Origin of the sequence: Kribbella capetownensis, from assembly GCF_004331485.1 — a bacterium.
Classification (GTDB): Bacteria; Actinomycetota; Actinomycetes; order Propionibacteriales; family Kribbellaceae; genus Kribbella; species Kribbella capetownensis.
Genome location: NZ_SJKD01000008.1, coordinates 23,301 through 49,222, shown reverse-complemented (window position 1 = coordinate 49,222; position 25,922 = coordinate 23,301). Strand labels below are relative to the sequence as shown.

The window sequence follows — 25,922 nt, the reverse complement described above, 5'->3', positions numbered from 1 at the left end:
GATGGGTGCCGTCAGCAACGTTCCTCCGGTCACCCGCAGGGCCCAGGCGCGACTCGGCATCCTGCTCGCGCTTCCGGTGGCGGTGATCACCGCGGTGTTCTTCGTGTTCCCGATGGTCAACGCGCTCTACTACGCGGTGGTCGACTTCGACGGCCTCGATCCAACCCCGCCGTTCGTCGGGCTGAACAACTTCACCGAGATGTTCACCGACTCCGCGACCTGGCACGCACTGGGCAACAACGCGATCTGGATCGGGATCGGCACCGCCGCGCCGATGATCATCGGGCTGCTGGTGGCCGTCCTGATCTGGTCCAGTCGCGGCGGCGGGGCGGCGTACCGGCTGCTGTTCTTCCTGCCGTTCATGCTGCCCGGGGTGGCGATCGGCATCGTCTGGGGCTGGATCTACGACCCGGTCAACGGCTGGATCAACCGGGTGCTCGGGGCCGTCGGTCTCGGCAGTTGGAGCCGCGGCTGGCTCGGGGATCCGGACACCGCGATCTTCGCCGTCCTCGCCACCGCGATCTGGGCGACCTGCGGCTTCGTCATCATGATCATCCTGTCCGCGCTGCGCAACGTCGACGTGGAACTCGTCGACGCCGCCCGGATCGACGGTGCGAACGCCGGCCAGCGGCTGTGGCACATCCTGTTGCCGCAGATCATGCCGGTCTTCCTGATGGTTCTGACCCTGACGCTGGTCGGCGGGTTCAGCGTCTTCGACATCATCTTCATCATGACCGGCGGTGGACCGGCCGATGCCACCGAAGTACTCGGGACGTACGCGTACTCGAGCGCGTTCCAGCTCAACCGGATCAGCTACGGCACTGTGCTGGCGCTGCTGATCACGGTCCTGGCTGTGCCGTTCACCATCATGCTGAACCGCCTCCAGCGACGGCTGTCCCTGCAAGGGCTGGGGGCTTGATGGCCGATCTGCCTGTCGCCGTGTCCCGCCGCAGTCGATCCAGCGAGCAGGTGGAGTTCCGCCGGCATGCAGTCCGCCGGTCCACGGATCTCGCGGTCCGTCACCTGGCGCTGATCGCGATGGCGGCGCTGACACTGTTCCCGGTGCTGCTGATCATCTCCACGGCACTCAAGACACCGCAGGACGTACGGAGCGATCCGTTCGGATTGTTCTCCTCGTTCTCACTGGAGAATCTGCGCTCGGCCTGGACGGTCGGGGGGTTCAGCAGCTATCTGCTCGACAGCGTGCTGCTGACCGTGCCGAGTACGGCGGTCGTGATCGTGATCTCGACGATGGCCGGCTACGCGTTCGCCCGCCTGCCTTTCCCGGGACGGACGGTCGTCTTCTATCTCGTCGTACTCGGGCTGCTGGTGCCGTTCTTCACCTACATGATCCCGCTGTACTTCCAGCTCCGGTCGATGGGCCTGCTGGACAGCCTGGTCGGCGCCAATCTCGTCCTGATCTCGACCAACCTGTCGTTCGGGACGTTCTTCATGCGGGCCTTCTTCTCCGATCTGCCCGAAGAACTGGAGCAGGCGGCGCGGATCGACGGCGCCTCCGAGAGCCGCATCTTCGCGCAGGTGATGGTGCCGATGGTGAGCTCGGGTGCCGCCGCGCTGGCGGTCTTCACGTTCCTGAGCAACTGGAACAACTTCCTGGTGCCGTTGCTCTACCTGCCCAGCGGGAAGTACCGGCCCCTCACGGCCGGTCTGTACAACTTCACCGGCGGCCGCTCGATGGACATCGGACCGCTCGCGGCCGGCACCTTGATCACCATCGTCCCGGTGATCGTGATCTTCGTCGTCCTCCAACGCCAAGTCACGCAGGGATTCATGTCCGGCGCCGTCAAGGGCTGACCCATCGCACAACGCAGTTCCGAAGGAGACCTATGCCATCCCTGGTCAGATTCAGCTCACCCCGCGTCGCGGAGGTCGTGCCCGACATCGAGCGCACCCCGCAACCGGACGAGGTCCTGATTCGCACCCTGTACTCCGGTATCTCCGCAGGCACCGAACTGACGGCGTACCGCGGCAGCAACCCGTACCTGAACAAGCGATGGAACGACGACTCCCGGCTCTTCGTCGAGGGGGACACGTCGGTCAGCTACCCCGTCGACGGTTGGGGGTACGAGGAGGTCGGCGAGGTCGTCTCGCTCGGTGCTGCGGCTGAGGGCGTCAGCGTCGGCGACGTGATCTGGGGAACCTGGGGACATCGCAGCCATACGGTCAAGAAGGCGGCCTGGGCCGCGCAGCGGATTCTCGACGCGACTGTTGATCCGCGAGTCGGAATCTTCAGCCAGATCGGTGGGATCGCGCTGAACCTGGTGCTCGACGCCGACATCCACATCGGCGAGACGATCGCGGTCTTCGGCCTCGGCGTACCCGGGCAACTGGCTGCTCAGCTGGCCCGGCTGAACGGCGGCCGGGTGATCGCGGTCGACGGACTCCCGGCCCGCCGTCAACTGGCGCTGGACCTCGGCGCCGATGCTGTGCTCGATCCCGCGGATGGTGGGGTCGCCGAGCGGATCCGTGACCTGACCGAAGGCCGCGGCGCCGATGTGTGCCTAGAGGTGTCGGGCAGTTACCACGCCCTGCACGAGGCGGTCCGGTCGGTCGCCTACAGCTCCCGGGTCTGCGTCGCCGGCTTCATGCAAGGCGAGGGCGCCGGCCTGCGGCTGGGCGAGGAGTTCCACCACAACCGAGTGTCACTGATCGGCTCGCAGATCTCGGGTGTCGCGCCGGCGTTGCAGCACCGCTGGAACTACGACCGACTGGCAAGAACCGCGATCCAGCTCGCCGCGGACAAGCGGCTGAACGTGACCGACCTCATCACCCACACTGTCCCGATTGCTCAAGCCGCGGAGGCCTTCCAGATGCTCGATGAACGTCCACAGGATGCGTTGCAGGTCGTGCTCAGCTTCGACCAGGAGGTGACCGCATGAGCTTCCGGCTCGCGGCCGCCGAGCTGACGCTGCCCGGCGAGACGCTGGAGGAGAAGTTCGCCTTCGTGCGGACGGTCGGCTTCGACGGCATCGAACTGTCCGCCCGCGGCGACGGGATCTTCGGAGCCCGGATCGACGAACTGCGACGGGCCCGTGACGCCGGCGTACAGATGCCGACCGCGGTCGTTCACATGGACCACTTCATCGGCGACTTCGACGCCGACCGTCGCCGTGATGCGATCGAGCAACTCAAGATCCAGTTGAGCACGATCGTGGCAGCGGGCGGCACCGGCATCGTGTCGCCGCACGCCTTCGGTCTGTTCTCCCGGCGGTTGCCGCCGTTCGTCCCGCCGCGCTCGGTGGAGGACTCGCGGACGGCACTGGTCGAGGCGTTGCGTGAAGTGGGTGAGCACGCCGAGTCCGTCGGCGCCAAGGTCTACCTGGAACCGTTGAACCGGTTCGAGGACTTCGTGATCAACCAGTTGGCCGATGCGGTCTCGGTGGTCGAGGAGGTCGGATCGCCCGGAGTCATGATCACCGCGGACACCTTCCACATGTCGATCGAGGAAGCCCGCGTCGGCGAGTCGATCAGGCGGGCCGGTTCGCGGATCGGCCACGTCCAGCTCGGCGACAGCAACCGCCTGGAGCCCGGTGCCGGTCACTACGACTGGCCGGAAACCCTGCAAGCTCTGGAAGCCATCGGCTACAGCGGCTGGCTGGCGATGGAATGCGGCCTCAGCGGACCGGTCGACCAGGTCCTGCCAGGGGTTGCCAAGCTGCTGTCCCGCTGACCATCTTGTTGTTCTAGGCAACAAAGGGGAAATGACACGGTTTTCCTTCCGGTTGAAGTTAATGCCGGTCCGCAGGGATGTCAACCCTTGGCGCCAGTGGTTGACAGGGTCGGTGCGGGGAATTAACTTCAGCTGGAAGTAAAGCCGCTGACCCCCTGACAAGGTGAGACGTGTGACCGACCGTCTGAACGTGCTCGTCGTCATGGCTGACGAGCAGAGCTGGAACACGATGGGCTGGACCGGCAACCCCGCGGCGCGGACGCCGTACCTGGACGACCTGGCGGGGGAGTCGACCGTCTTCGACGCGTGCTACACGCCGTTCCCGCTGTGCTGCCCGGCGCGGACGAGTCTGTGGACCGGCCTGATGCCACGGCATCACGGCGTACTGGGGAACTGGCGGCCGATCGAGCCGCAGTTGCGTACCGCGGGCGTCGCGCAGGCGTTCGCCGCCGCGGGCTATCACACGCACTACAACGGCAAGTGGCACGTTCCCGGTACGACGCCGGAGCAGATGGGGTGGGCGGACAGCAGTGCGATTCCCGCCGTACTGCGTGGTCAGGATCGTGGCCGGTACATCGAGGAGTACCGCTCCTGGGCGGGCGAACGAGGGTATGCGTTCGACCCGGACCACATCGAGAACCTGACCGCGCCTGACCTCGAGGCGCTCGCCGAGCGGCCGTACGCGACCTCGAGTGTCCCGCTGGAGTCCTTCCTCGAGAACTGGCAGTGCGACACGTTCCTGGCCGCGCTCGACCAGCGTCCCTCGGACAAGCCGTGGCTGGCCGTGTGTTCGTTCAACGCTCCGCACTTCCCGATGCTGGTGCCGAGCCCGTACGACAACCTCATCGATCGCGATCAGGTGCGGCTCCCAGAGAGTTGGTCGACGGGTACGGCGACCAAGCCGCGCGAGGTACGGGAGTCACACTTCGCCCGCGACTTCGAAGACCTCACCGAACAGGACTGGATCGAGGTCACCAGCCACTACCTCGGGCTGTGCGCTCTCGTCGACAGCCAGTTCGGCCGGATCCGCCAATACCTCGAGGACGCGGGCGAGTGGAACCGGACGGTCGTCGTCTTCACGTCCGACCACGGCGACCTGATGGGCGCACACCGGCTGATGGAGAAGGGCCACTGGCTGCACTACGAGGAAGACCTGCGGGTGCCGTTGATCGTCCGTCACCCGGACGGCCGGCAGAGCCGCAACGCCAACTTCGTGTCGCTGTGCGACATCGGACCGACCTTGACCGAGGTCGCCGGCGTGCCCTGGCACGAGGTTCACGACGGGCGTTCGTTCGCGGCGATGCTCGGCACCGACTCCGCGGCACCGACGCGCGACTACGTGACCGCCGAGACGATGCTGCACGACGGTCGTCCCGGTGGAAACGGAGACCCGTTCCATGCAAGCGACTGGCAGTACCCGAGAGACAGTCTGAACCTGTCCGTCCGCACTGCCGATCATCGCTACATCTTCCGGTCTCACGACGAGGCCGAGCTGTACGACCTGGCTGCCGACCCCTGGGAGCAGCACAACATCGCGGCCACGGCCGAAGGAGCACCGACGGCGGCGTCGCTGGCCAAGCTCCTCGCGGACGAGGTGGCCGACGTACTTCCCGACGCCGCGGCCCTGGTCCGCGCCGGCTCATCGAAAGCGAAGGCCACATCATGACCCGCACACACCTGTCCCGGCGTACCTTCCTGCAACTGGGTGCCGCGGCGGCCGGAGTCGCCGCCGTCTCCTCCTGCTCCCGCGGCCTCGGTGGTTCCTCGTCGGGCGGCGGCGGATCCAGTTCGGCGCTCGAGGTGATGTTCTGGGGCGAGGGCGACCAGAACAAGAAGCTGATCGAGGCCCTCGACGTCTACCAGAAGAGCGAGGGTGCGGCGAAGGTCAACCCGCAGTACTCCGGGTTCTCGGGGTACTACGACAAGCTCGCCACCCGAGTTGCCGGCGGCAACCCGCCGGACGTGTTCCAGATCCACCTGCCGTACCTGATGGAGTACGTCAAGCGCGGTGCGGTGCAGCCGCTGGACCAGTACAAGGACGACCTCGGCCTGGACTCGATGCCGGACTACGTGTCGACGACGATCAAGGCCGATGACAAGTACTACTTCGCCCTGCTCGGCGCCGCGACGCAGCCGGCCATCATCGTCAACACCACGAAGCTCAAAGCTCTCGGCCTGGCCGCGCCGAACCCCGACTGGACGCTCGACGAGTACAAGGCCACGATGGCGGAGGTCTGGGGCAAGAGCGGTCACAAGCTGGCCGGTACGGCGGATCAGGGCGGCAGCCCGATCGCCCTCGAGTCCTTCCTGCGCGGTCGCGGCAAGGCGCTGTTCGGTGACGCCGGCTCGCTCGGGTTCAGCCAGGACGACATGGCGGCCTGGCTGCAGCTCTGGCAGGACCTGCGGGGCAACGGAGCCGCTGTCCCGATGGCTCTGACGGCGGCGGCGACCGGGTTCCAGAACGACCCGGTGACGGTCGGCAAGGCGGCGTACACCGGTACGGCGACGTCGCGAGGCCTGCCGTCGATGCAGAGCCTGACGAAGGACACGTTGAGCCTCGGGACGTTCCCGTCCGGTGGTGCGGGCTCCCAACCTGGCACCAACATCATCCCGGCCGGCTGGTTCGCGATCTCGCCCAAGTCCAAGAACATCGAGGGCGCGGTGTCGATGCTGAAGTTCCTCACCAGCAAGCCGGAGGCGGCCAACGCGATGGGCTTGGCCCGCGGCGTCCCGATCCCCGAGGACATCCGCGCCACGATCGCGAAGTCCGCGACAGGCCTGAACAAGCTGGTGCTCGAGAACTACGCGCTCGTCGCGTCGAAGGGCCCGGCGGCACTGCAGATGTACCCGCCCGGCGCGAGCAAGCTCCTGCAGACCTCGCTGCCGAACGCGAACCAGGTCGTCGGCTTCGGCAAGAGCACGGTGGCGCAGGCGGTGACCAAGTTCTTCGCGGACGCTCAGGCCGCGCTCAAGTGAGCACTGCCTGCCAGGGCCGGCGGCTGCGGTCGGCGCAGCCGTTCGACGTCCGGCAGCAGAACTACTCGGCGATCCTGCGTGCGGTGATGCAGCACGGCCCGATCGCACGGTCGGAGCTCTCCGGGCTCACGGGGATGGCGACGGGCACGATGACCAAGCTCACCGGGCTCTTGTCCGAGGCGGGTCTGCTGCGTGAGTTGCCGGCCGAGTCCGGTCAGGGCGCGCTCGGCCGGCCGCGAACCCCGATGGTCGTCGACGACCGGGATCATCGGGTGGTCGGCGTACATTTCGGACTGCGCCGTACGACCGTCTGCCTGCTGGATCTGCGCGGCGCGTTGCTGGCGGAGGTACGGCTCCCGCATCGCCGGCGTGGCTTCGAACCGCTGGTCGCCCAGGCGGTGGAGGGGATCCAGGAGCTGACGTCGCGAACCCCTGGGAGGATTCTGGGTGTCGGAGCGAGCACCGGCGGCTGGGTCGATCGTGAAGCCGGTGTGGTGCGTGACCATCGAGTACTGCGGTGGCACGACGCCCCGCTGCGAGACGCGCTGGCGAGCGGTCTGGGGTTGCCTACGGAGGTCGACTCCAGCTTCCGGGCGCTGGCCATGGCCGAGCGGTGGTTCGGTGGCGCCCAGGGTGTGGACGATCTGATCGGGCTGTTCGTCGGGAACGTCGTGGGTGCCGGGTTCATGCTCGGCGGCCGGGTGTTCCCGGGGTACTGCGCAGCCGCGGGAACTGTCGATCACCTGTCGGTAGGTGTGACGGCCGACGAGGCCTGTTCCTGTGGACGGCGAGACTGCCTGCACGTGGCGGCCAGCGATCTCGCCGTACTGGCGCGGGCCCGCAAGGAGGGCTTGATCGGGACGCGGGGGACGCTGGAGCGTCTCGTCCAGGCGGCAAGGGACGGCGATATTCGTGCTGATGGTCTGTTGGTCGCGAGGGCGGAGCTGGTGGGTGTTGCGGCTGGCACGTTGATCGACATGCTCGACCCAGAGGTGGTTGTCGTCAGCGGCGGCGTGGTCGATGCACCGGAGTACCTCGAGTCCGTCCAGCGGGGAGCCCGCGCTTACCTGCGGGACAAGCGCCCGGTGGATGTCGACTCGGTGGTGCGACTGAGCGCGTTCGGCACGGACGGCGTCGCGGTCTCGGCGGCGAGCGTGATCCTTGATCGAATCTACGCGGCACCGGCGGAGTTCGTCCCCGGGCTGCTCGAGCTGCGCTATGGGTGACGTCGACTCGGTGAACGTGTGGTCGCACCAAGCGTCGCGGCGCAGCACGTGGGTGCTGGTGGAAGTAGTTGCCGACGGCACCCGAGGTGTCGGCGAACTTTCCGACGGAGCGCCGCTGGACGCCTTGGTGAACGCCGCGTGCTCGGTCAGCTCGGTGGTGATGGGGCTTCCGCTGGACGTGGCCCGGACGACCCTGCGTCGGCAACTGGAGAAGCTGAGGACGGCCGGTGAGAACGCGTTCCTGTGGTCCACCGTCCTCGGTGGCTACGAGGCTGCCTTCGCGGACCTGCAGGCACGCCTCGAGGGCAGACCGCTCTCGACGTCCCTCGGCCTCGGCGAACCGCAGCCCGTGCGCCTGTACGCGAACCTCAACCGCCGGTACGGCGGCGACGGTCCGGACGCGATCCTCGCGGCGGCAGCAGATGCCGTGAGCAACGGATTCGCCGCCGTGAAGGTCGCGCCGTTCCTGGACAACCACGCCCGCGGCATGACCGGTGCCCAGTTGGTTGATGCAGGCATCGAGCTGGTCGCACTCGTCCGGGACGCGCTTCCGAGCGGCGTACCGCTCATGGCCGACTGTCACCACTTGGTCCCCGCCGATCTGCTGAACGTCGTCGTCCGGGAGCTGGCGCCGATGCGACTGCACTGGGTCGAGGACCTCGTGCAGATCGGAGACCGGTCCGGGATGGAAAGCGCGGCGGCCGGCGGACTCGCGCTGGCTGCGGGGGAACACATCTGGGATCCGGAGATCGCCGCGGCCGCGTGTGCCAGTGGCGCGCTCCGGTACTGGCTGGTCGATCCCAAGCACGCCGGCGGACCTGTCGGCGTCGTACGGATCGCCGAAGCGGTTGGAGCTGCGCAGTTGACCTTCCACAATCCGAGCGGCCCGGTCGGTACCGCGCACGCGGCTCATCTCGCCGGACTGGCCGGTACGACGACCTGGCTCGAGTACGCGTGGGGAGAAGCGGATCGCACCGCCTTCCTCGAGCCTGCCGAACCCGTGAACGACGGATTCATCCGGCCGACCGGCCCCGGCATCGGCTGCCGGCCCCGTTCCCGCCGAAAGGAGTGATCCATGGCAATCACCTATCCGACGATCCGCGGCGAGCGGAAACGTCGTACCCGCTATCAGAACGGCTGGGCGCTGGCCTTCCTCGCACCATGGCTGGTGGGCTTCCTGGCGTTCACCGCTGGTCCGATGCTGATGTCGCTGTATCTCGCCTTCACCGACTACGACCTGTTGTCGGCACCGAAGTGGATCGGCGCGGGCAACTTCAGCCGGATGTTCGGGGCCGACCCGCTCTTCCTGCAGTCCCTGAAGGTGACCGCGATCTATGTCTTCGTCGGTACGCCGCTCAGTCTGACCTTCGCCCTCGCGGTCGCGGTGGTCCTCAACCGGGGACTGCGCGGTCTCGACTTCTATCGCTCGGCCATCTACCTCCCGTCGCTGTTCGGTGGGAGCGTGGCGATCGCGGTGCTGTGGCGGAAGGTCTTCAACGGCGACGGGCTGGTCAACCAGATGCTGGCCCTTGTCGGGATCCACGGTCCGTCCTGGATCTCCGAACCACACACCGCGCTGGGCACGTTGATCGCTCTCGAGGTGTGGCAGTTCGGTGCACCGATGGTGATCTTCCTGGCCGGGCTCCGGCAGATACCGCGGGAGTTCTACGAGGCTGCCCAGGTCGACGGTGCGAGCCGGTGGCGTCAGTTCTGGAGCATCACGATGCCGTTGCTGAGCCCGATCCTGTTCTTCAATCTCACCCTGCAACTGATCCGGTCGTTCCAGGCGTTCGCGCCGGCGTTCATCATCAGCGACGGTTCGGGCGGGCCGGCCGACTCCACGCTCTTCTACTCCCTTTACCTCTATCAGGAGGGGTTCGTGAACTTCGACATGGGCTACGCGGCGGCGATGGCCTGGATGCTGGTGCTGCTGGCCGGCGCGGTCGTCGCGGTCAACTTCATCTTCAGCCGGTACTGGGTGCACTATGGCGACTGAACGACTCGCCGCGATCCGGGACGACGCCGACAGCCGTCCGGCCGTCCGCCGCTGGGCGCCGGGACGGCGCCTGCTCGCCCACTTCGCGCTCATCGTGGTCACACTCGTCATGCTCTATCCGCTGGTCTGGATGGTGGCGAGTTCCTTCAAACCGACCGACGAGATCTTCTCCCAGCCCGGCCTGATCCCGCGGCACCTGCAGCCGTCGAACTACGCCGAGGGCTGGCGGGGAGTGTCCACCGCGTTCAGCATCTTCATCGAGAACTCTCTGCTGATCTCGCTGTTCGCCATCGTCGGCAACGTGATCTCGTGCAGCCTCGCCGCGTTCGCGTTCGCGCGGCTCCACTTCATCGGGCGGCGGATCGCCTACGCGACGATGTTGGTGACGCTGATGCTGCCGACCCACGTCACGCTGGTGCCGCAGTACATCTTGTTCAACAAGCTCGGTTGGGTGAACACGTTCTACCCCTTGTTCGTGCCGCACTTCTTCGCCGTCGACGCGTTCTTCGTGCTGTTGATGGTGCAGTTCATCCGGTCGCTGCCGCGGGAGCTGGACGAGGCCGCCCGGCTGGACGGCTGCAATCCCTGGAAGACGTACCGCTACATCGTGTTCCCGTTGCTGCGGCCGGCCTTGGTCACCACCATCATCTTCACGTTCATCTGGACGTACAACGACTTCTTCAAGCAGCTCATCTACCTCAACGACGTCGAGCTGTTCACCGTGCCGCTGGGGCTGCGCCAGTTCCTCGACTCGACCGGCGACTCGTCGTGGGGGCCGATGCTTGCCATGAGCACCGTTGCCCTGTTGCCGCCGCTCGTGCTGTTCATCACGTTCCAGCGGCGGATCGTCGACGGAGTCGCCACCTCGGGCCTGAAGGGATGAGATCCGTCGCCCTGGTGACCGGTGCCGGCGGCGGCATCGGCTCCGCGGTCGCCTCGACTCTCGCGGCCCGGGGTTGGGCGGTGGTCGGCGTCGACCTGGTCGAGCGGCCTGCCTGCCTCGATGCCGCGGATGCGGTGGAGTGGGTTGTCGGTGACGTCCGCGACGAGACGAGCGTGATCCGTGCAGTCGAGTCGGCGGCTGGCTTGGGACGGTTGAGTGGCTTGGTGACGGCGACGTTGACCGAGCATCGGGGTGCACTCGAGAGCCTCGACCGGCGTGCCCTCGCGGAGGTGTACGACGTGCAGGTCGCCGCGGCCTGGGCCTGGAGTACGGCAGTCGCCGCTGCGGCGTCGGGCGACGGATCGATCGTCCACATCTCGAGCGTGCACGCGCGGCGGGCAGCACCTGGCATGGCGGCGTACGCGATGGGCAAGGCCGCTCTGGACGCTCTCGTCCGGGCCGGCGCGGTGGAGTGGGGTCCGCAGGGTATGCGCTGCAACGCCGTCCTCCCGGGCTTCGTGCCGGTGCAGCGGAACAAGGAGCGGTGGTCCGATCCGAGTGCTGCCGAAAGTCTGCTGGCCGAGCATCCACTCGGCCGTTTCGTCACCGCCGAGGACGTGGCGCAGGTCGTTGCCTTCCTCCTCGGACCGTACGCCCGAGGAGTGACAGGGGTGTCGCTGCCGGTCGACGGAGGAATGCTCGCCACCTTGCCACGGTGGGCCTGATGCGAACACCTGAACTCTTGGAGGATCTGCGATGGAAACGAATGTCCTCATCATCCTCGTCGATGACATGGGGTACTCCGACATCGGCTGCTACGGCGGCGAGATCGGTACGCCGAACATCGACCGGCTCGCCGCGAACGGCGCCCGCCTGACGAACTTCTACAACACCGCGCGCTGCAGTCCGTCGCGCGCGTCGCTGCTGACCGGCCTGCACCCGCACCAGACCGGCGTCGCCGAGCTGGTGAACAACGACGGTCCTGGTGGCTATCCGGGCAGCCTCACCGAGCGGTGCGCGACGTTGGCCGAGACCTTCCGGGCCGCCGGGTACCACACGCACATGACGGGCAAGTGGCACCTGTCCAACGAACGCGAGCAGCCGGATCAGAGCTGGCCGACGCGTCGTGGGTTCGAGCGCTTCTGGGGGACGATCAGCGGCGCCGGCAGCTACTTCCAGACCACCACGTTGCACGACGGCGAGACGCCCGTACCGCTGTCCGAGCTCGGGCCGGACTTCTACTACACCGACGAGATCGGTTCGCACGCGGCGGCGGCGATCCGCGACGCGGCCGAGGGCGAGCGACCGTTCTTCGGGTACGTCGCCTTCACCGCGCCGCACTGGCCGCTGCACGCGAAGGAATCCGATCTGGCCGACACCCGCGGCCTGTTCGACGAGGGCTGGGACGTCCTGCGGACCCGCCGTCGGCAGCGCCAGCTCGACGCCGGCATCTGCACGGAGGACGCGACGCTCGACCGCCGCGATCCGGCCGTTCCGGCGTGGACGGACGAACCGGAGCAGAAGTGGCAGCTCGAGAGGATGGAGGCGTACGCCGCTCAGGTGCGCGCCATGGACCGAGCCGTCGGCACGATTCTCACCGCGCTGGACGAGACCGGACAGGCCGGCAACTCGATCGTGCTCTTCCTGTCCGACAACGGAGGCTGCGCGGAAGAGCTCCGCAGCGATCCCGAGGGCGCGGCCCGGTTCCGGCAGCACCACCTGATCATCCCGCCCAGCGCGCCCGACGGTACGCCGATGCGCGTGGGCAACTCACCGGACATCAGCCCGGGAACCGCGGACACCTACACCAGCTATGGACAGGCCTGGGCGAATCTCTCCAACACGCCGTTCCGCCTGTACAAGCGGTGGGTGCACGAAGGCGGCATCTCGACCCCGCTGATCGTGTCCTGGCCGGACGGTGGCTTGTCCGACGGCGTGGTCGACGCGCCGCACCAGCTGACGGACATCGCGCCGACGTTGCTGGAGGCAACTGGTGTCCCGCCGCTTGCCGAGCGCGACGGGCACGCGATGCCCGCACTGCCAGGCGTCAGCATGCTCGATCTGCTCCGCGGTGGCGAGGCCGAAGCACACGACCTCTGCTGGGAACACATCGGCAACGCGGCGATCCGCTCCGATCGCTGGAAGCTCGTCCGCGAGTACGAAGGACCGTGGGAGCTGTACGACCTGGCGGCCGACCGGAGCGAGAGCAACAACCTCGCCGACGCGCAGCCCGAACGAGTCAAGGACCTGGCGGACCGGTGGCAGAGCTGGGCGAACACAGTCGGAGTCATCCCGTACGGCGACGTACTCGCTGCCCGCGCGACGAGGCCCAACCAGCCCGCCTGAAGGAGGTGCAGACATGAGGAGAACGACAGGGGCGATCGTCGTCGTACTGGTCGCCGCCGGACTCACCCAGGCTGCCGCCCGACCGCCGAGTCGGGTGGAGATCCGGGTCGATCGGGCGCCACTGGTGATGGCGGACGGAATGCCCGCGCCGAAGATCGAGCCGGAGATCTTCGGTGCCAATGCTCGGTGGATCGACGACGAGCTCGGTGCCTGGGATCCGGCGACCCAAGCGCCGGCGGCTGGGTTCCCCGACGCGGCCGCGGCGGCGCAGCTCAACCTGATCCGCTACCCAGGTGGAACGGTCGCGAACTTCTTCGACTTCAAGTCGGCGATCGGGCCGGTGGGGCAGCGCGGGTGCCAGACCTCAGGCGGCTTCGCGGCGGTTCGCTTCGGTGCGATTCCCGGTGCGCGGAACGGGTTCGGGCCGGACGAGGAGCAGACCCTGGTCTCGGCGATCGGCGCGAAGACCATGGTGATGGTGCCGTCGATCAACCAGACGTCGGCGGACGCGGCCGACTACGTCGAGTACATGAACTCACCGAGCGACGGTACGGCGACCAATCCCAACGGCGGTACCGACTGGGCCGAAGTACGCGCTGCGAACGGCCATCCGGCGCCGTACGGGATCAAGACCTGGGAATACGGCAACGAGCCGTTTCTCGACGGTCAGCGCTACTGGCGCGACGAGGACCAGCAGGTCCGGGTGAAGCAATTCATCGAGGGTGGATGGAGCCGGCAGACAGCGGCGTCGGTGACCTACCAGAACGACGACGGGCTGTTCACGGGCTGCGATCTGGTGAACCGGCGATCCGGTACGGGGGCGGCTGATCAGACCTACCGAACGCGCTACCGGCCGATCGCGTTGCCTGCGGATGCGACAGCTGAGTCCGGCCCGATCGCGGAGCCGGTGCTGACCGTGAACGGCGTGCAATGGACTCGGGTGGGTTCTCTGGCGGCGGCCGGACCGAGCGAGCAGGTGTACAGCATCGGGGAGGCCGACGGCACCGTCAGCTTCGGCGACGGGGTCCACGGTGCGGTGCCGCCGAAGGACGCCAAGCTGAGCATCGAGTACACCACCGGCCGTCAGGACGGCTTCCTCGACTTCGTCCGCGCGATGAAGGCGGTCGATCCGAAGATCACGGTCTGCTCCGGCTGGGGCAAGGCGGAGTTCGTCGATGCCATGGGCAACCGTCCGTACGACTGCCTGGGCATCCACTCCTACACCGATCAGCAGGGTGGTGACGCCGACGGCGCCTACACGCCGACCGAGCTCTATCAGCGCTTGATGAGTGTGAGTGACGTCCCGACCCAGGAGCTGACCGATCTGCGCAAGCAACTCGGCCAGTACTTCCCCGATCCCCGCAAGCGGCCCGCGCTTGCCGTCACGGAGTACGGCACGATCAGCCAGAACGGTCCGACCGGAGTCAGTACGCCGGGCAACTTCGCGGCGATGCAGATGCACAACGTGTACGAAACCGCGTTGCTGATCGGTCAGCTCACCAACGGCGTACGCCTGTCGATCAACTCGAACCTGAACGGTGGGCCGAACGCCGATCCGGCGAAACGGGACTGGGGCAACATCCTGGCGTCACCGCCGGGCTTCGGCATCACCGGACGGGCGCTGTCCCTTACGCTCGCCGCGCCGATGATCGGCGCCGCGCCGCGGAAGGTGACGATGACGGGCAATCCGGTGCCGCCCGGCCAGGACTACTCGGCCGTTGTCGCCGCGGCGACCCGGACGAACGACGGCGTTCAACTGCTGGTCGTCAACCGGAGCCTCGACCAGACAGTCCCGATCACGGTCGATCCGGGCGGCGGTCCGGCGGTGAAGTCGGCACGTCGTACCACCGTGACCGACGACGACATCACGGCGTACAACAACGACGTGGCGCAGCCGGTGCAGCGGACGACGACGCCGCTGCATACGAAGGGGCAGAAGGTCGATGCCGAGCTGCCGCCGCACTCGGCGAACCTGATCGAGCTGACGTATCGGTGAGTCAGCTAGTGCCCCGGGTCACTTGCGGTGGCGGTCAGCGCCGGCACGAAGGCCTCAGGGGAGCGGTAGACGGCGTCCAGCATGATCGCGCCGGCGGCGATGCCCAGAGCGTGTGGTCCGAACGCGCTCGCCAGGATCCGCGCTGTGGCATCGCCGCCCCGGCTGGCCGCGAGCCTGTCCTGCGCGGCGTCCCGCACGACCGCGACGTGGTCGACCGGGGCGCTGACCCCACCACCGATGACGACGAGCTCGGGATCGAGGAGCTCGATCAGGGTGGCGGTCGCCGTCCCGACCACGCCGGCGCGATCCTGGAGCAGCCGTCGCGCCTGCGGATTGCCGGCCACCGCCAGTGCGAAGACGTCGTACACCTCCTGATCGTCGGTGATCAGTCCGGCGGCGCGGGCCCGGCGGGCGGTTTCGAGGTCTCCGGCGACCATCGCGAAGCAGCGCCGGCTGCCGCAGACACAGGTCTGGCCGGAGCGGCCGGTGACCGGCAGGTGATCCAGCCCGCCCGCGGCCGAGTGCGCTCCCCGGTACGGCGACCCGTTGAACACGAAGCCCGCGCCGACGACGTTGCCGACGAACAGGTGGATGAAGTTGTCCACGCCGGCCGCCGCGCCGAACCAGTGCTCGGCGAGCGCCAGCGCCCGCACCTGCGAATCGACGAGCACCGGCAGGCCGACCAGGTCGTGGAGCGCCTCCGCCAACGGGGCCTCCTGCCACCCCAGCACTGGCTGGGTGTGCACCTGTCCGCTCGAGCTGTCGACCCAGCCACCTGTGCTCGCGCCGACGCCGAGAACAGTCAGGCCGTGGCTGTCGATCATCTTCCGCACCGATCGGGCTGCGCCCCGGAGCAAGGGTTTGAGGTTCGTCGTGCGCTCGGTCGCCGGGAGCTCTGCGACGAGCTGTCCGCGCAGATCGATCAGGCAGGTGTTGATCCGGTGCAGGCCGAAGTGCACGCCGATGACGCCGTACGTCGACTCGTCGATGGCGACCGGGACCTTCGGCCGGCCCATGCCACGCGGAGCGGGCTCCGCCGCCTCCTTGACGAGCCCCGCCCGGGCGAGTGCACCGGTGAGCCTGGTCACCGACCCCGTGGACATCCCGATCGCGGACGCGAGATCCGTCCGGGCTGTCGGTCCGGACCGCATGAGCTCACGCATGATCGTCGAGTAGTTCTGCTGCCGGACATCGCTGAGCTGGGCAGAACGCATGAGCTCCTTCATGCCGTCGGTTCTAGCACTGCCCGAGGGGTTCGGCCAACTGTTGACACGCAGGCACGGGATATTTATCTTCAAGGCAGAGATAAGTCGACGAAGGGACTCCTGCCGGTGAGTACACCAGCGACGTTCAAGCTGCGGGGAACTGTCAACGGGACGATCCGGCCAGAGATCTACGGGCAGTTCCTGTCTCGCCGTCGCTGGGTGGCCGACGAGGCCCTGCACAATCCCGGTCATCCCGACGCGGACGAGTCAGGCCTGCGACGGTCCGTCGTCGACGCGATCGGCGAGCTCGGGGCACCGGTCGTCCGCTGGCCGGGTGGCTGCACCGGAACGTCGTACGAGTGGGAGCGCGGCGTCGGTCCGAGCGAGCAGCGCGCGCGGACGGTCGACTGGCACTTCGGGTACGACGTCGGCAACGGCTTCGGTACGGCGGAGTTCGTCGCGTACTGCCGGCGGATCGGTGCCGAGCCGCAGATCAACCTGACGACCGGCACCGGGTCCTTGCGCGAGGCGCTCGCGTGGATCGAGTACTGCAACGGCACCGGCGACTCGGTGTGGGCCAACCTGCGGCGCTCCCACGGGTACGACGAACCCTTCGATGTCCGCTACTGGCAGATCGGCAACGAGGAGTGGGGGTCGTGGGAGCTCGGCCAGGTGGGTCCGCAGGACAACGCCGTACGCTGCCGCGAATGGGCCAAGGCGATCAAGCGACTGAACCCCGAGCTGAAGGTGCTCGCGATCGGGTGTTTCGAGCCGTCGCAGGCACTCGACTGGAATCTCGCCCTGCTGCGCGAGGCGTGGGATCACATCGACTACCTGACACTGCACACGTACTGGCCGTTCGATCCCGAGGCTGAAGGTGGCGACTACGCGCGGGTCCTCAGCGGTCCCTACCGCACGGAGAGCGCGATCGTCGCGATCCAGGGACTTGTGGACCTGGTGGCGCGGGAGAACCCTGGTACGCCGAAGCCGGAGCTGGCGTTCACCGAGTGGAACTGCGCGGACGCGACCCGGTTCGAGATGAGTCCGAAGTGGCGCCCGACCGACACGCGCTACCGGACGGTCGATGCGCTCGCGGTCGGATCGTTCCTCAACGTCATGCAGCGGCAGGCCGACAGCGTCACGCTGGCGAACTTCGCCCAGACCATCAACGTCGTGGGGGCCCTGGTCGTCACCGATGACGAGTTGGTGCGCGAGACGGTCTACTGGCCGCTGTGGATGCAGCGTCGGTACAGCGGTGGGATCTCGCTTGCGGGTGACACCATCTGCTCCACCATCGCCGGTGAGTCGCTCGAACGTACTGCGATCGAACTACCGGCCGTCGACGTGAGCGCCTCGACGGATCGGGCCGGAACGACCGTCTGGTTGTCGGTGGTCAACCGGGACCGCGACCAGTCGGTACGCCTGTCCGTCGAGCTAGGGCAGCCGCTCGCGACCAACGTGGTGCGCGTCCATCAGCTTCACACGGAGGATCCGCTGGACCGCAACAGCCTGGCCGAACCGAACCGCGTGGCTCCGCGGTCGGACGAGGTCAAGCTGGACGACGACCTGGCCCTGGTCCTGCCACCAAGCTCCTACTCGATCATCGAGCTGACCACAACCGCGCCTCTATGTACGTCATAGGGCGTACGCCGGGTGCCGCCGCCGAGCCGATGCGGCGGCACGGTGGTGCGACGGACTCTTGGATGGATGCGACGCGGTCCGGCGTCGCCACCGGAAAGGAGGAGGGTCATGAGTCAGCATCACGTCAGCCGGCGCTTCCCGGCCACGGATCTGCCGACGTGGCTGATGCTTGTGCTGGTCGCGCTCGCGGTGCCGCGGACGGTCCTGGAGGACCTGGGCGTCGTCGAACCGGAAGGCTCGTTGTTCTACTACTTCCTCGCGTTGGTGCCGTTCGCGGTCTGGCTGGTCGTGGCGGTCGTGCGCAGGAGTGGTCGCCCGTTCCTGGATTTCCTGATGGTCGGCGTCCTCTACGCACTGTCCCTGGTGCTTGTTCACCAAGTGCTGTGGAACGTCGGGCCCTCGCTCGGCCACAACCCACCCGCCGGTGCGGTCGCCTTCGCCGACCACTTCAGCGCAGGCTGGCAGGACCTCGCGCTGCGCGGGTACACCACCGGCATCGCCTTGATGATCGGCATCGGCTCGGGGCTGGTTGTCGGCATCGTTGCTCTGGGCGCCAATGCCTGGAGGTCGAGGCACCGGTCACGCGCGAACGTCGCGTGACACGAGCCAGGACTCCAGTTCACTCTGAAGATTCTGGCAGGTCGCTGCATGTTCCGGGCGACCTGCCAGATCAATGAGTTCGAACGGATCGGTCGACAGGTCGAAGAGCTGGACGGTGCCAGCTGCGCCGGCCAGCAGCTTCCACCGGCCGGACCGGACCATCCGCCGTACGCCGGCTTGGGTCACCTCGTTGACGGTGTCGATCGCCACCCGCCCGTCCGCTCCCCGTCGTACACCGGGTGTCCGGTCGCCGAGGTCTTCCTCGCGGTACGGCGCACCGTACCCCTGCTCGACGTACACGCTGGAGAAGTCGCTCGTCTGATCCGGATCGCGCAGCAGCGGAACGAGGCTGCGTCCTTGGACACCGGACGGGACGGGCGTACCGATGAGTTCGCAGATCGTTGGCAATATGTCGGCGATCGATACGTGGGCCGGGCTGGGACCGCGATCCGGACGGATACCCGGACCGTGGAACACCATCGGGATCCGGGCGAGTACTTCGGGAAGTCCGGGGCCCTTCCGCATCAGGCCGTACTCGCCGGCGAAGTCGCCGTGGTCGGCCAGGTGCACGAACAGCGTCGTCGCGAGCCGACCGGTCCGCTCGAGGTGGGCGACGAGCCTCGCCAGTTGGTCGTCGACGAGCCGGAGCATGCCGACGTAGTTCGCTCGCGCCCGGGCCAGGACGTCGGGCTCGGCCTCCCCGCTCTGCTCGGCGAGCTTGCCCGCGTAGCGCCAACTGAAGTCGCGGTCTGCAAGGGCGTCAGCGGTCGTCGCTGCAGGCGGCACGGTCTCATAGGTAGAGAAGTACGGCTCAGGCACCTGATAGGGAACGTGCGGCTCGGGAATCGACAACCAGAGAAAGGAGCGGTCGTCCGGACCGGCGGTGTCCAGCCAGGTGATCGCCTCGTCGACGATGCGTGCCGGCAACTGGTGCTCCAGCGGGAACGGGCTCGGGGTTGTCGTCGTACCAGGATGGGCGCGTAGCCAGTCGTCGAACTCGCGGTCGGTGCCCGTGGCGGCCGACGGTGGTACGCGACCGAAATGGCCGAACTCGACCCAGTGATCCAGCCGTTCGGGCGTCAAGTGGGAGTGGTTCTTGCCTACGAGCGCAGTACGGAATCCGGCGGCGCCCAGTACGTCGATCAGGTCGTCACCGCGGGCCGGATCGTCGTACCCGCTGTTGCCGAGAACTCCGTGTGCACTGGGAAACCGGCCGGTCAGCAGACTGATGCGGGCGGGGACGCAGAGCGGTGTCGTGGTGTAGGCGCGGTCGAACCAGCGGCCGCCGGCGGCCAGGCTGTCGAGGGTCGGGGTGCAGTCCCTGGGGAATCCTTCCCGCGCCGTGAGGTCCGCTCGCTGCTGGTCTGTCATCACGAGGACGATGTCTCTGGGCGTCGGGTCGGTCATCCTTCGGTGCTCTCCCGGACCTCGAGGTGGAACCCGGCGATGAACTCGCGGGGTGCGGACGAGAAGCTCCCCTTCAGCCGGTCGGCGAGCAGGCCGACCGCGGTTTCGGCGATGTGCCGCTTGTCCGGCGCGACGGAGGTGAGGCTGGGCCGGCTGAACCGGCTCTCGGCGATGTCGTCGATGCCGACCACCGCGACATCGTCCGGCACTCGTACGCCGTGGTCGTGCAGCGCCCGGAGCGCGCCGAGGGCCAGCAGGTCGTTCGAGCAGAACAGCGCGTCGGGCGGCCGGCTCAGGGCGAGCAGACGACCGACGGCCTCGACGCCGCTCTCGTGGCGCCAGCGTCGCTGCGGCACCACGAGCCTGGCCGACGGCCGGTGACCGGCGGCGACGAGGGCGTCGTGGTATCCCTCGTACCGGCCGCGGGAGACGGCGTCACCGCTGGGGGTGGCACCGACGGCGGCGATCCGGGTCCGGCCGAGGTCGATCAGGTGCTCGGTGGCGGCGCGGGCCGCCGCGTAGCTGTCGATGGCCACCCGATCCGCGACTCTCGTCAGCCGTTCACCCAGCAGAACCATCGGCGTGGTGTCCGTCCGGGCGGCGAAGTCGTCCGCGCTCAACCGGCCGGGCACGAACAACAACCCGTCGATCAGATGCGACCGGATCCCCTGCAGCACCAGGCGTTCGCGATCCGGGTCGGCGTCGGTCTGATCGATCAGAACCGTCCAGCCGTAGCCCTCGGCGGCCTTCACGACCAGCTCGGCCAGCTCCGCGAAGTACGGGTTCCCGATCTCCGGTACGGCGAGCGCGATCACGCCTGACCTGCCGTGCCGCAGGTTTCGCGCCGAGACGTTCGGACGGTAGCCGAGCTCCTCGATCACCCGCTCGACCCGGTCCCTGGTCTCGGCTCCGACCCGGCCGGTGCCGTTGACGACGTTCGACACCGTCTTGATCGAGACGCCGGCGCGCGCCGCGACATCGCTCAGTGTCGCTGCCATCGGCACCTCCCATCCCGCTGGATCGTCGCATCGAACGATACAACGTTAGATCGCCCTGACCCGCATCTCGCCGCCGGATCTCGACCGGACTCTGTACAGCTGGCCCCAGTTCTTGGTACAACGTTGTACCGCGCGGTCGACCGCCCACCGCTCCTCGAGGAGGACTCATGATCAGCAGACGAAGGTTCCTCGGCGCATCCGCCGGCGGCGTGCTCGGCGCGCTCGCCGCGAGTGCGTGCAGCACCGCCCCGAGCGGCGGCGGTCAGGCCGCCGGCGCGAAGTCGCTGCGCGTCTGGGACCACTTCCAGCCCCGCGAGGACCTGCACAAGAAGCTGTTCGCAGACTTCCAGAAATCGTCCGGGACCGCCGTGGAATACACCGTCTACAACCCGAACCAGCAGGGCCAGGCGCTGCAGCTGGCGTTCGGCAGCAAGCAACTTCCGGACATCTTCACCACGGCCGGCGTGAAGTTGCCGCAGGCCCGGTTACGCAAGGACGGCTGGATCGCGCCGATCCAGCTCAGCAAGGAAGACCTTGCCGCGATGCCGCAGGACGCGTTCCTGAACGGCTTCACGCACTTCGACGACAAGCTCTACTCGCTGCCGATGGTGAGTTTCCGGCAGTACGGGACGCTGACCTGGTACAACGTGGAACTCGCGGAGAAGGCCGGGCTGGACCCGGACCGCGACCTGGCCACCTGGGACGGGTTCCGGGCGGCGGCCGCCAAGATGGAGTCGGCCGGCGGCGACGGCGTCTCCGGCTGGATCGCTCCGTTGCAGTTCGCGGAGCGGATGGGTGAGCACGTCACCGATCTGGCCATGGCGGCCGGTGGCTCCGGCGCCACCGACCCACGCACCGGCGAGTACTCCTACGGGACCGACCCGTACGTGCACGCGATCGAGTTCCTCGTCTCGCTGAAGAAGGACGGACTGCTGTTCCCGGCCTCGTCGTCGCTGGACGCACGGACGGCGCGGGCGCGCTGGTCGACCGGAGTGGCCGGCCTGTTCTTCGACGGCCCGTGGAACATCGGAGTGGTCAAGGACCAGTTCAAGCCGTTCGTGGACAAGGTCGGCGTCACCTCGATGCCGTCGTCCGAAGCGGGCCGGCCGATCTTCGTCTATACCCCGCCGAAGGCCGGCGACTACTGCTTCGCGGCCACGTCGAAGCAGCCCGAGGCGGCCGCGGAGTTGCTGAAGTTGTTCACCACCAAGGAGGTCATGCTCGCCGAGACCGAGCAGATGGACGGGATGCCGGTCGATCTGTCCCTGGTGGACAAGGCGAACGTCCACCCGACGTACAAGACGGCGGCAGCGATCTTCGGTCGCCAGATCAAGCTGCGGCCCGCGCCCGAGGTCCGCAATCCGGGGATCAGCGAAGTCGTCGCGGAGATGAAGCAGATCCAGCCGGACCTGGGTTCGATCGTCCAGGGCGTGCTGAGCGGTCAGTTGCCGGATGCCCGCAAGGCGCTGACGGACCTCGACCGCAAGCTGACCGCGGAGCGCGAGCGAGCGATCAAGGCGGTTGCGGCCAAGGGCGTCAAGGTCGCGGCCGGCGACTGGGCATTCGACAACTGGACCCCCGGTCAGGACTACGGCCGGGACAAGTACAAGACGTCGTGAGGATGGGAAGAACCTGTGGCTGTCACCGTTGTCCCCGACGCGCCGCCGGAACGCCGCAGCGGCTCGGCGCGCCGTACCTCGATGAACGGCAGCGGTCCGCGACTGGGCCGCAACCGGCTGTGGGTGTGGCTGTTCCTCACCCCGACCATCGTCCTGTACGGCGTCTACACCATCTACCCGGTCGTCGCGAGCTACTGGTACTCGTTCGTGGAGTGGAACGGCTTCGACGCCGCGAAGACCTGGGTGGGCCTGGCGAACTACCGCGCGGTGGTTGCCGATCCGCTGTTCTGGAACTCGTTCAAGATCACCGTGCTGTTCATGGTCGCGGTGGTGCCGGTGAAGGTCCTGCTGACGTTGCTGCTGGCGCTGGTGCTCAACTCGCCGAAGCTGCCGCTGCGGACGTTGTTCCGGACCGCGTTCTTCCTGCCGGTGGTGACCACGACCGCGATCGTCGGAGTGGTGATGCAGTTCGTCTTCGACCCGGCGTCCGGTCCGGTCAACGTCGTACTGCGCAAGCTCGGTGTTGTTGCTGACGGCATCAACTTCCTGGGTGACCCGAAGGCGGCGTTGTGGACGGTGGTCGGGGTCTACATCTGGAAGTGGTTCGGCGTCACGTTGATCTACTGGCTCGCGGCGTTGCAGACGGTGCCCGACGAGGTCTACGAGGCCGCCGCCATCGACGGTGCCGGACCGTGGGGCCTGCTCCGGCATGTGACGCTGCCGCTGCTGAAGCCGTTCGCGGTGATCATCACGTTGCTGACGCTGGAGAGCACTCTGAAGATCTTCGACCTGATGCTCACGATGACCAACGGCGGCCCGTTCTACGCCACCGAGGTGGTGGAGATCTACATCTACCGGTGGGCGTTCGCGGCCACGGTTCCGCAGTTGGGCTTCGCCTCGGCCGCTGCTGTGGTGTTCGGGTTGTTCGTCGGACTGATCGGCGTACTGCAACTGCTCGGGATCCGGGCCGCCCGCAAGGCGAGGAGTGAGCGATGACGGACGTCCTGATCGGCCGCACGCGCGGCAACCGGTGGAGTCCCGGCCGGATCCTGCGCAGACTGCCCTGGTGGGGAGCGGCCGTCGTGATCGGGATCGGCGGGCTGCTCTGGATCTATCCGTTCCTGTGGATGCTCGGTGCGTCGTTGAAGGACCCGCTCGAGGTGTTCACATCTGGTCTGTCCCTGCTGCCGAAGCACGCGGAGTGGGGCAACTACAGCCGGGCCTGGGGTGACGCCGGGTTCGGCAAGTACCTGGTCAACACGGTCATCGTGACGGTGACGACGGTGGTGCTGGTCGTCCTGCGGTGTGCGATGTCGGGCTACGTCCTGGCCAGGCACCAGTTCTTCGGCCGGAAGATCGTGATGGGCATCCTGATCGCCACGTTGTTCGTGCCGACGGGGTACACGATCATTCCGGTGGTCGAGGTCTCGCAGCGGCTCGGGCTGCTCAACTCCCTGACCGGGATGGTGCTCGCCCTGTCCGGCGGTGCCCACGTGGCGTCGGTGCTGCTGTACCTCGGCTACTTCCGGCAGTTGCCGCGCGAACTCGAGGAGTCCGCCGTCATCGACGGTGCCGGGTTCCTCAGCATCTTCGGGCGGATCATGCTGCCGCTGGCCAATCCGGTCACCGCCACCGTCACGCTGCTGACGTTCCTGGGCACCTGGAACGCGTTCTTCCTGCCGCTGGTGTTCACGTTCTCGCGGCCGGATCTGCGCACACTGAGTGTCGGGATGCTGGCGTTCGTCGGGGAGAATTCGACCGACTGGTCCGGTATGGCCGCGGCCGCCTCGATCTCGCTGCTGCCGGTGGTCGTGCTGTTCGTCGTACTCCAACGCTACTTCGTCGAGGGAATCGCAGGAGCCATCAAGTCATGAGATCCGAACGCCCGAACATTCTCCTGATCTGCACGGACCAGCAGCGCTACGACACGATCGGGGCCTACGGCAACGAGCATGTGCAGACACCGAACCTGGACCGGCTGGCCGCCGACGGTGTTCTGTTCGAGAACTGCTACGTCCAGAATCCGGTCTGCTCGCCGTCGCGCGCAACGCTGATGACCTCGAGATATCCGCACGCGCACGGCTTGTGGGCCAACGGCGTCCAGCTGCCCGATCACGAGCAGTTCTTCACCAAGACGCTCGCGGACGACGGCTATGACTGCGGACTCGTCGGCAAGCTGCACCTGTCGGCCTGCAAGGGCGGCCGGCTGGAGCCGAGGCACGACGACGGGTTCCGCGTGTTCCGGTGGGCGCACGACCCGTACCCGGGCTCGTCGGAGAACCAGTACCACCGCTGGCTGAAGACAGCCTTCCCGCACCTGTACGCCGAGGCGCAGGAGCCCGACCGATCCGGGTTCGACAACCTGCCGACCGAGGCGCACTACAGCCGCTGGATCGGCAACGAGACGATCGACTTCCTCCAGTCCTCGCGGGACCGGTCGAAGCCGTTCTGCTTCGTCGCCAACTTCTTCGACCCGCACCACGGCTTCGGTGCGCCGAAGGAGTACCTCGAGCGATACCAGCCGGACGAGCTGCCGCGACCGGTGACGCGGGCCGGGGAGTTGGACGAGAAGCCGCCGATCCTGACCGAGGCGTCGAAGGAGTCGTACGGCGGTCATGCGCGCGGCTACCTCTCGTACAGCGAGGACGAGCTGCAGCAGGTCAAAGCGGCGTACTGGGCAATGCTCAGCCTGGTCGACGACGAGGTCGGCCGGATCCTGGCGGCGTTGGAGGCGGAGGGGCTGGCGGACAACACGATCGTTGTGTTCACCAGCGACCACGGCGAGATGCTCGGCGACCACCAGCTGATGCTCAAGGGCCCGATGATGTACGACTGCGCCGTACGCGTCCCGCTGATCGTGCGGTGGCCTGGGCAGCTGCCCGCGGGGGAGCGGCGGTCCGACCTCGTGCAGTGGATCGACCTGGCGCCGACGTTCCTGGAAGCAGCCGGTGCTGCACCGCTACCCCGCGGTCAAGGCACGAGCCTGCTGCCCCTGGCTCGTGGCGATCGGGACGCAGTCACCCGCGGCTGGGCCCTCTGCGAGTACCGCAACAGCGGCCACCCGTACGACCCCGCCGTACACACCACCATGCTGCGCACCGACCACTGGAAGCTCGTCGTCTACCACGGCCGCCCGTCCACCGACCGCGACCGATCCGGCGAACTCTACGACCTGGCAGCCGACCCCCAAGAACTGGACAACCTCTGGGACACCCCCGACCACGCCCCCACCCGGCTCCGACTACAGGAAATGCTCATCGACGTCGTGGTGGCCACCGAAGACCGTACCCAACCTCGCCTAGACCACTTCTGACCTGGTTGGCGCCTGTGATGGGGTG

Annotated in this window: 22 protein-coding genes; 19 read left to right on the top strand and 3 right to left on the bottom strand. The window is 67.6% G+C overall.

The genetic code is table 11. The features are described from left to right. Position 1: 1 nt before the first annotated feature. The 13 genes from E0H75_RS30915 (at position 2) to E0H75_RS30855 (ending at position 15,114) form a co-directional block, all read left to right on the top strand. On the top strand, positions 2–919 hold the full coding sequence (locus tag E0H75_RS30915; protein ID WP_131517245.1) for a carbohydrate ABC transporter permease: 918 nt from the start codon (positions 2–4) through the stop codon (positions 917–919). Beyond that, the gene (locus E0H75_RS30910) at positions 919–1,815 is read left to right on the top strand and encodes a carbohydrate ABC transporter permease (RefSeq protein ID WP_131517244.1); all 897 of its coding nucleotides are present in this window, start codon (positions 919–921) and stop codon (positions 1,813–1,815) included. The genes E0H75_RS30915 and E0H75_RS30910 overlap by 1 nt, the downstream gene beginning before the upstream one ends. A 32-nt stretch (positions 1,816–1,847) precedes the next feature. Beyond that, positions 1,848–2,900 (top strand): zinc-binding dehydrogenase, encoded by a 1,053-nt coding sequence (locus E0H75_RS30905; protein WP_131517243.1) that lies wholly within the window; start codon positions 1,848–1,850, stop codon positions 2,898–2,900. Next, the gene (locus tag E0H75_RS30900; protein ID WP_131517242.1) at positions 2,897–3,691 is read left to right on the top strand and encodes a sugar phosphate isomerase/epimerase family protein; all 795 of its coding nucleotides are present in this window, start codon (positions 2,897–2,899) and stop codon (positions 3,689–3,691) included. The genes E0H75_RS30905 and E0H75_RS30900 overlap by 4 nt, the downstream gene beginning before the upstream one ends. Before the next feature lie 172 nt (positions 3,692–3,863). Further along, the gene (locus tag E0H75_RS30895; protein WP_131517241.1) at positions 3,864–5,357 is read left to right on the top strand and encodes a sulfatase-like hydrolase/transferase; all 1,494 of its coding nucleotides are present in this window, start codon (positions 3,864–3,866) and stop codon (positions 5,355–5,357) included. Further along, entirely contained in the window at positions 5,354–6,667 is a 1,314-nt protein-coding gene (locus tag E0H75_RS30890) for an ABC transporter substrate-binding protein (RefSeq protein WP_131517240.1), read from the top strand. The genes E0H75_RS30895 and E0H75_RS30890 overlap by 4 nt, the downstream gene beginning before the upstream one ends. After that, entirely contained in the window at positions 6,664–7,893 is a 1,230-nt protein-coding gene (locus E0H75_RS30885; RefSeq protein ID WP_131517239.1) for an ROK family protein, read from the top strand. The genes E0H75_RS30890 and E0H75_RS30885 overlap by 4 nt, the downstream gene beginning before the upstream one ends. Then, entirely contained in the window at positions 7,886–8,965 is a 1,080-nt protein-coding gene (locus tag E0H75_RS30880; RefSeq protein ID WP_131517238.1) for an enolase C-terminal domain-like protein, read from the top strand. The genes E0H75_RS30885 and E0H75_RS30880 overlap by 8 nt, the downstream gene beginning before the upstream one ends. Positions 8,966–8,968: 3 nt before the next feature. Next, positions 8,969–9,889: a carbohydrate ABC transporter permease gene (locus E0H75_RS30875; RefSeq protein ID WP_131517237.1), complete on the top strand. Its 921-nt coding sequence runs from the start codon at positions 8,969–8,971 to the stop codon at positions 9,887–9,889. Further along, entirely contained in the window at positions 9,879–10,772 is an 894-nt protein-coding gene (locus E0H75_RS30870) for a carbohydrate ABC transporter permease (protein WP_131517236.1), read from the top strand. The genes E0H75_RS30875 and E0H75_RS30870 overlap by 11 nt, the downstream gene beginning before the upstream one ends. Next, a complete protein-coding gene (locus tag E0H75_RS30865; protein ID WP_131517235.1) occupies positions 10,769–11,497 on the top strand; it encodes an SDR family NAD(P)-dependent oxidoreductase in 729 nt (242 codons plus the stop codon). Before E0H75_RS30870 ends, E0H75_RS30865 begins: the two co-directional genes overlap by 4 nt. Positions 11,498–11,528: 31 nt before the next feature. Beyond that, positions 11,529–13,118 (top strand): arylsulfatase, encoded by a 1,590-nt coding sequence (locus E0H75_RS30860; RefSeq protein WP_131517234.1) that lies wholly within the window; start codon positions 11,529–11,531, stop codon positions 13,116–13,118. Between the two features lie 13 nt (positions 13,119–13,131). Then, positions 13,132–15,114 (top strand): hypothetical protein, encoded by a 1,983-nt coding sequence (locus E0H75_RS30855; protein WP_131517233.1) that lies wholly within the window; start codon positions 13,132–13,134, stop codon positions 15,112–15,114. 5 nt (positions 15,115–15,119) lie between these two features. Here E0H75_RS30855 and E0H75_RS30850 read toward each other — a convergent pair whose 3' ends face one another. After that, complete coding sequence (locus E0H75_RS30850; RefSeq protein ID WP_165554137.1) at positions 15,120–16,340, bottom strand: ROK family transcriptional regulator; 1,221 nt, start codon at positions 16,338–16,340, stop codon at positions 15,120–15,122. A gap of 105 nt (positions 16,341–16,445) precedes the next feature. Here E0H75_RS30850 and E0H75_RS30845 point away from each other — a divergent pair, with 105 nt between their 5' ends. Next, positions 16,446–17,960: an alpha-L-arabinofuranosidase C-terminal domain-containing protein gene (locus tag E0H75_RS30845; protein WP_165554135.1), complete on the top strand. Its 1,515-nt coding sequence runs from the start codon at positions 16,446–16,448 to the stop codon at positions 17,958–17,960. A 108-nt stretch (positions 17,961–18,068) separates the two neighbouring features. Then, on the top strand, positions 18,069–18,560 hold the full coding sequence (locus E0H75_RS30840) for a hypothetical protein (RefSeq protein ID WP_131517230.1): 492 nt from the start codon (positions 18,069–18,071) through the stop codon (positions 18,558–18,560). Here the strand turns inward: E0H75_RS30840 and E0H75_RS30835 are convergent. Together E0H75_RS30835 and E0H75_RS30830 are read right to left on the bottom strand one after the other, a co-directional pair. Beyond that, entirely contained in the window at positions 18,540–19,967 is a 1,428-nt protein-coding gene (locus tag E0H75_RS30835; protein WP_131517229.1) for a sulfatase family protein, read from the bottom strand. The two genes, E0H75_RS30840 and E0H75_RS30835, sit on opposite strands and share 21 nt — an antisense overlap. Then, complete coding sequence (locus tag E0H75_RS30830) at positions 19,964–20,965, bottom strand: LacI family DNA-binding transcriptional regulator (RefSeq protein WP_131517228.1); 1,002 nt, start codon at positions 20,963–20,965, stop codon at positions 19,964–19,966. Before E0H75_RS30830 ends, E0H75_RS30835 begins: the two co-directional genes overlap by 4 nt. A gap of 167 nt (positions 20,966–21,132) precedes the next feature. Between E0H75_RS30830 and E0H75_RS30825 the strand changes: the two genes are divergently transcribed. Genes E0H75_RS30825 through E0H75_RS30810 form a run of 4 tightly spaced genes read left to right on the top strand, consistent with a single transcriptional unit; the run spans position 21,133 to position 25,897 of the window. Continuing rightward, on the top strand, positions 21,133–22,584 hold the full coding sequence (locus tag E0H75_RS30825; RefSeq protein WP_131517227.1) for an ABC transporter substrate-binding protein: 1,452 nt from the start codon (positions 21,133–21,135) through the stop codon (positions 22,582–22,584). Positions 22,585–22,599: 15 nt separating this feature from the next. After that, positions 22,600–23,580, top strand: coding sequence for a carbohydrate ABC transporter permease (locus tag E0H75_RS30820; RefSeq protein ID WP_238163358.1), 981 nt, complete (start codon positions 22,600–22,602; stop codon positions 23,578–23,580). After that, positions 23,577–24,458: a carbohydrate ABC transporter permease gene (locus E0H75_RS30815; protein WP_131517226.1), complete on the top strand. Its 882-nt coding sequence runs from the start codon at positions 23,577–23,579 to the stop codon at positions 24,456–24,458. The genes E0H75_RS30820 and E0H75_RS30815 overlap by 4 nt, the downstream gene beginning before the upstream one ends. Next, positions 24,455–25,897 (top strand): sulfatase family protein, encoded by a 1,443-nt coding sequence (locus E0H75_RS30810; RefSeq protein ID WP_131517225.1) that lies wholly within the window; start codon positions 24,455–24,457, stop codon positions 25,895–25,897. The genes E0H75_RS30815 and E0H75_RS30810 overlap by 4 nt, the downstream gene beginning before the upstream one ends. The last annotated feature ends 25 nt before the right edge of the window (positions 25,898–25,922 follow it).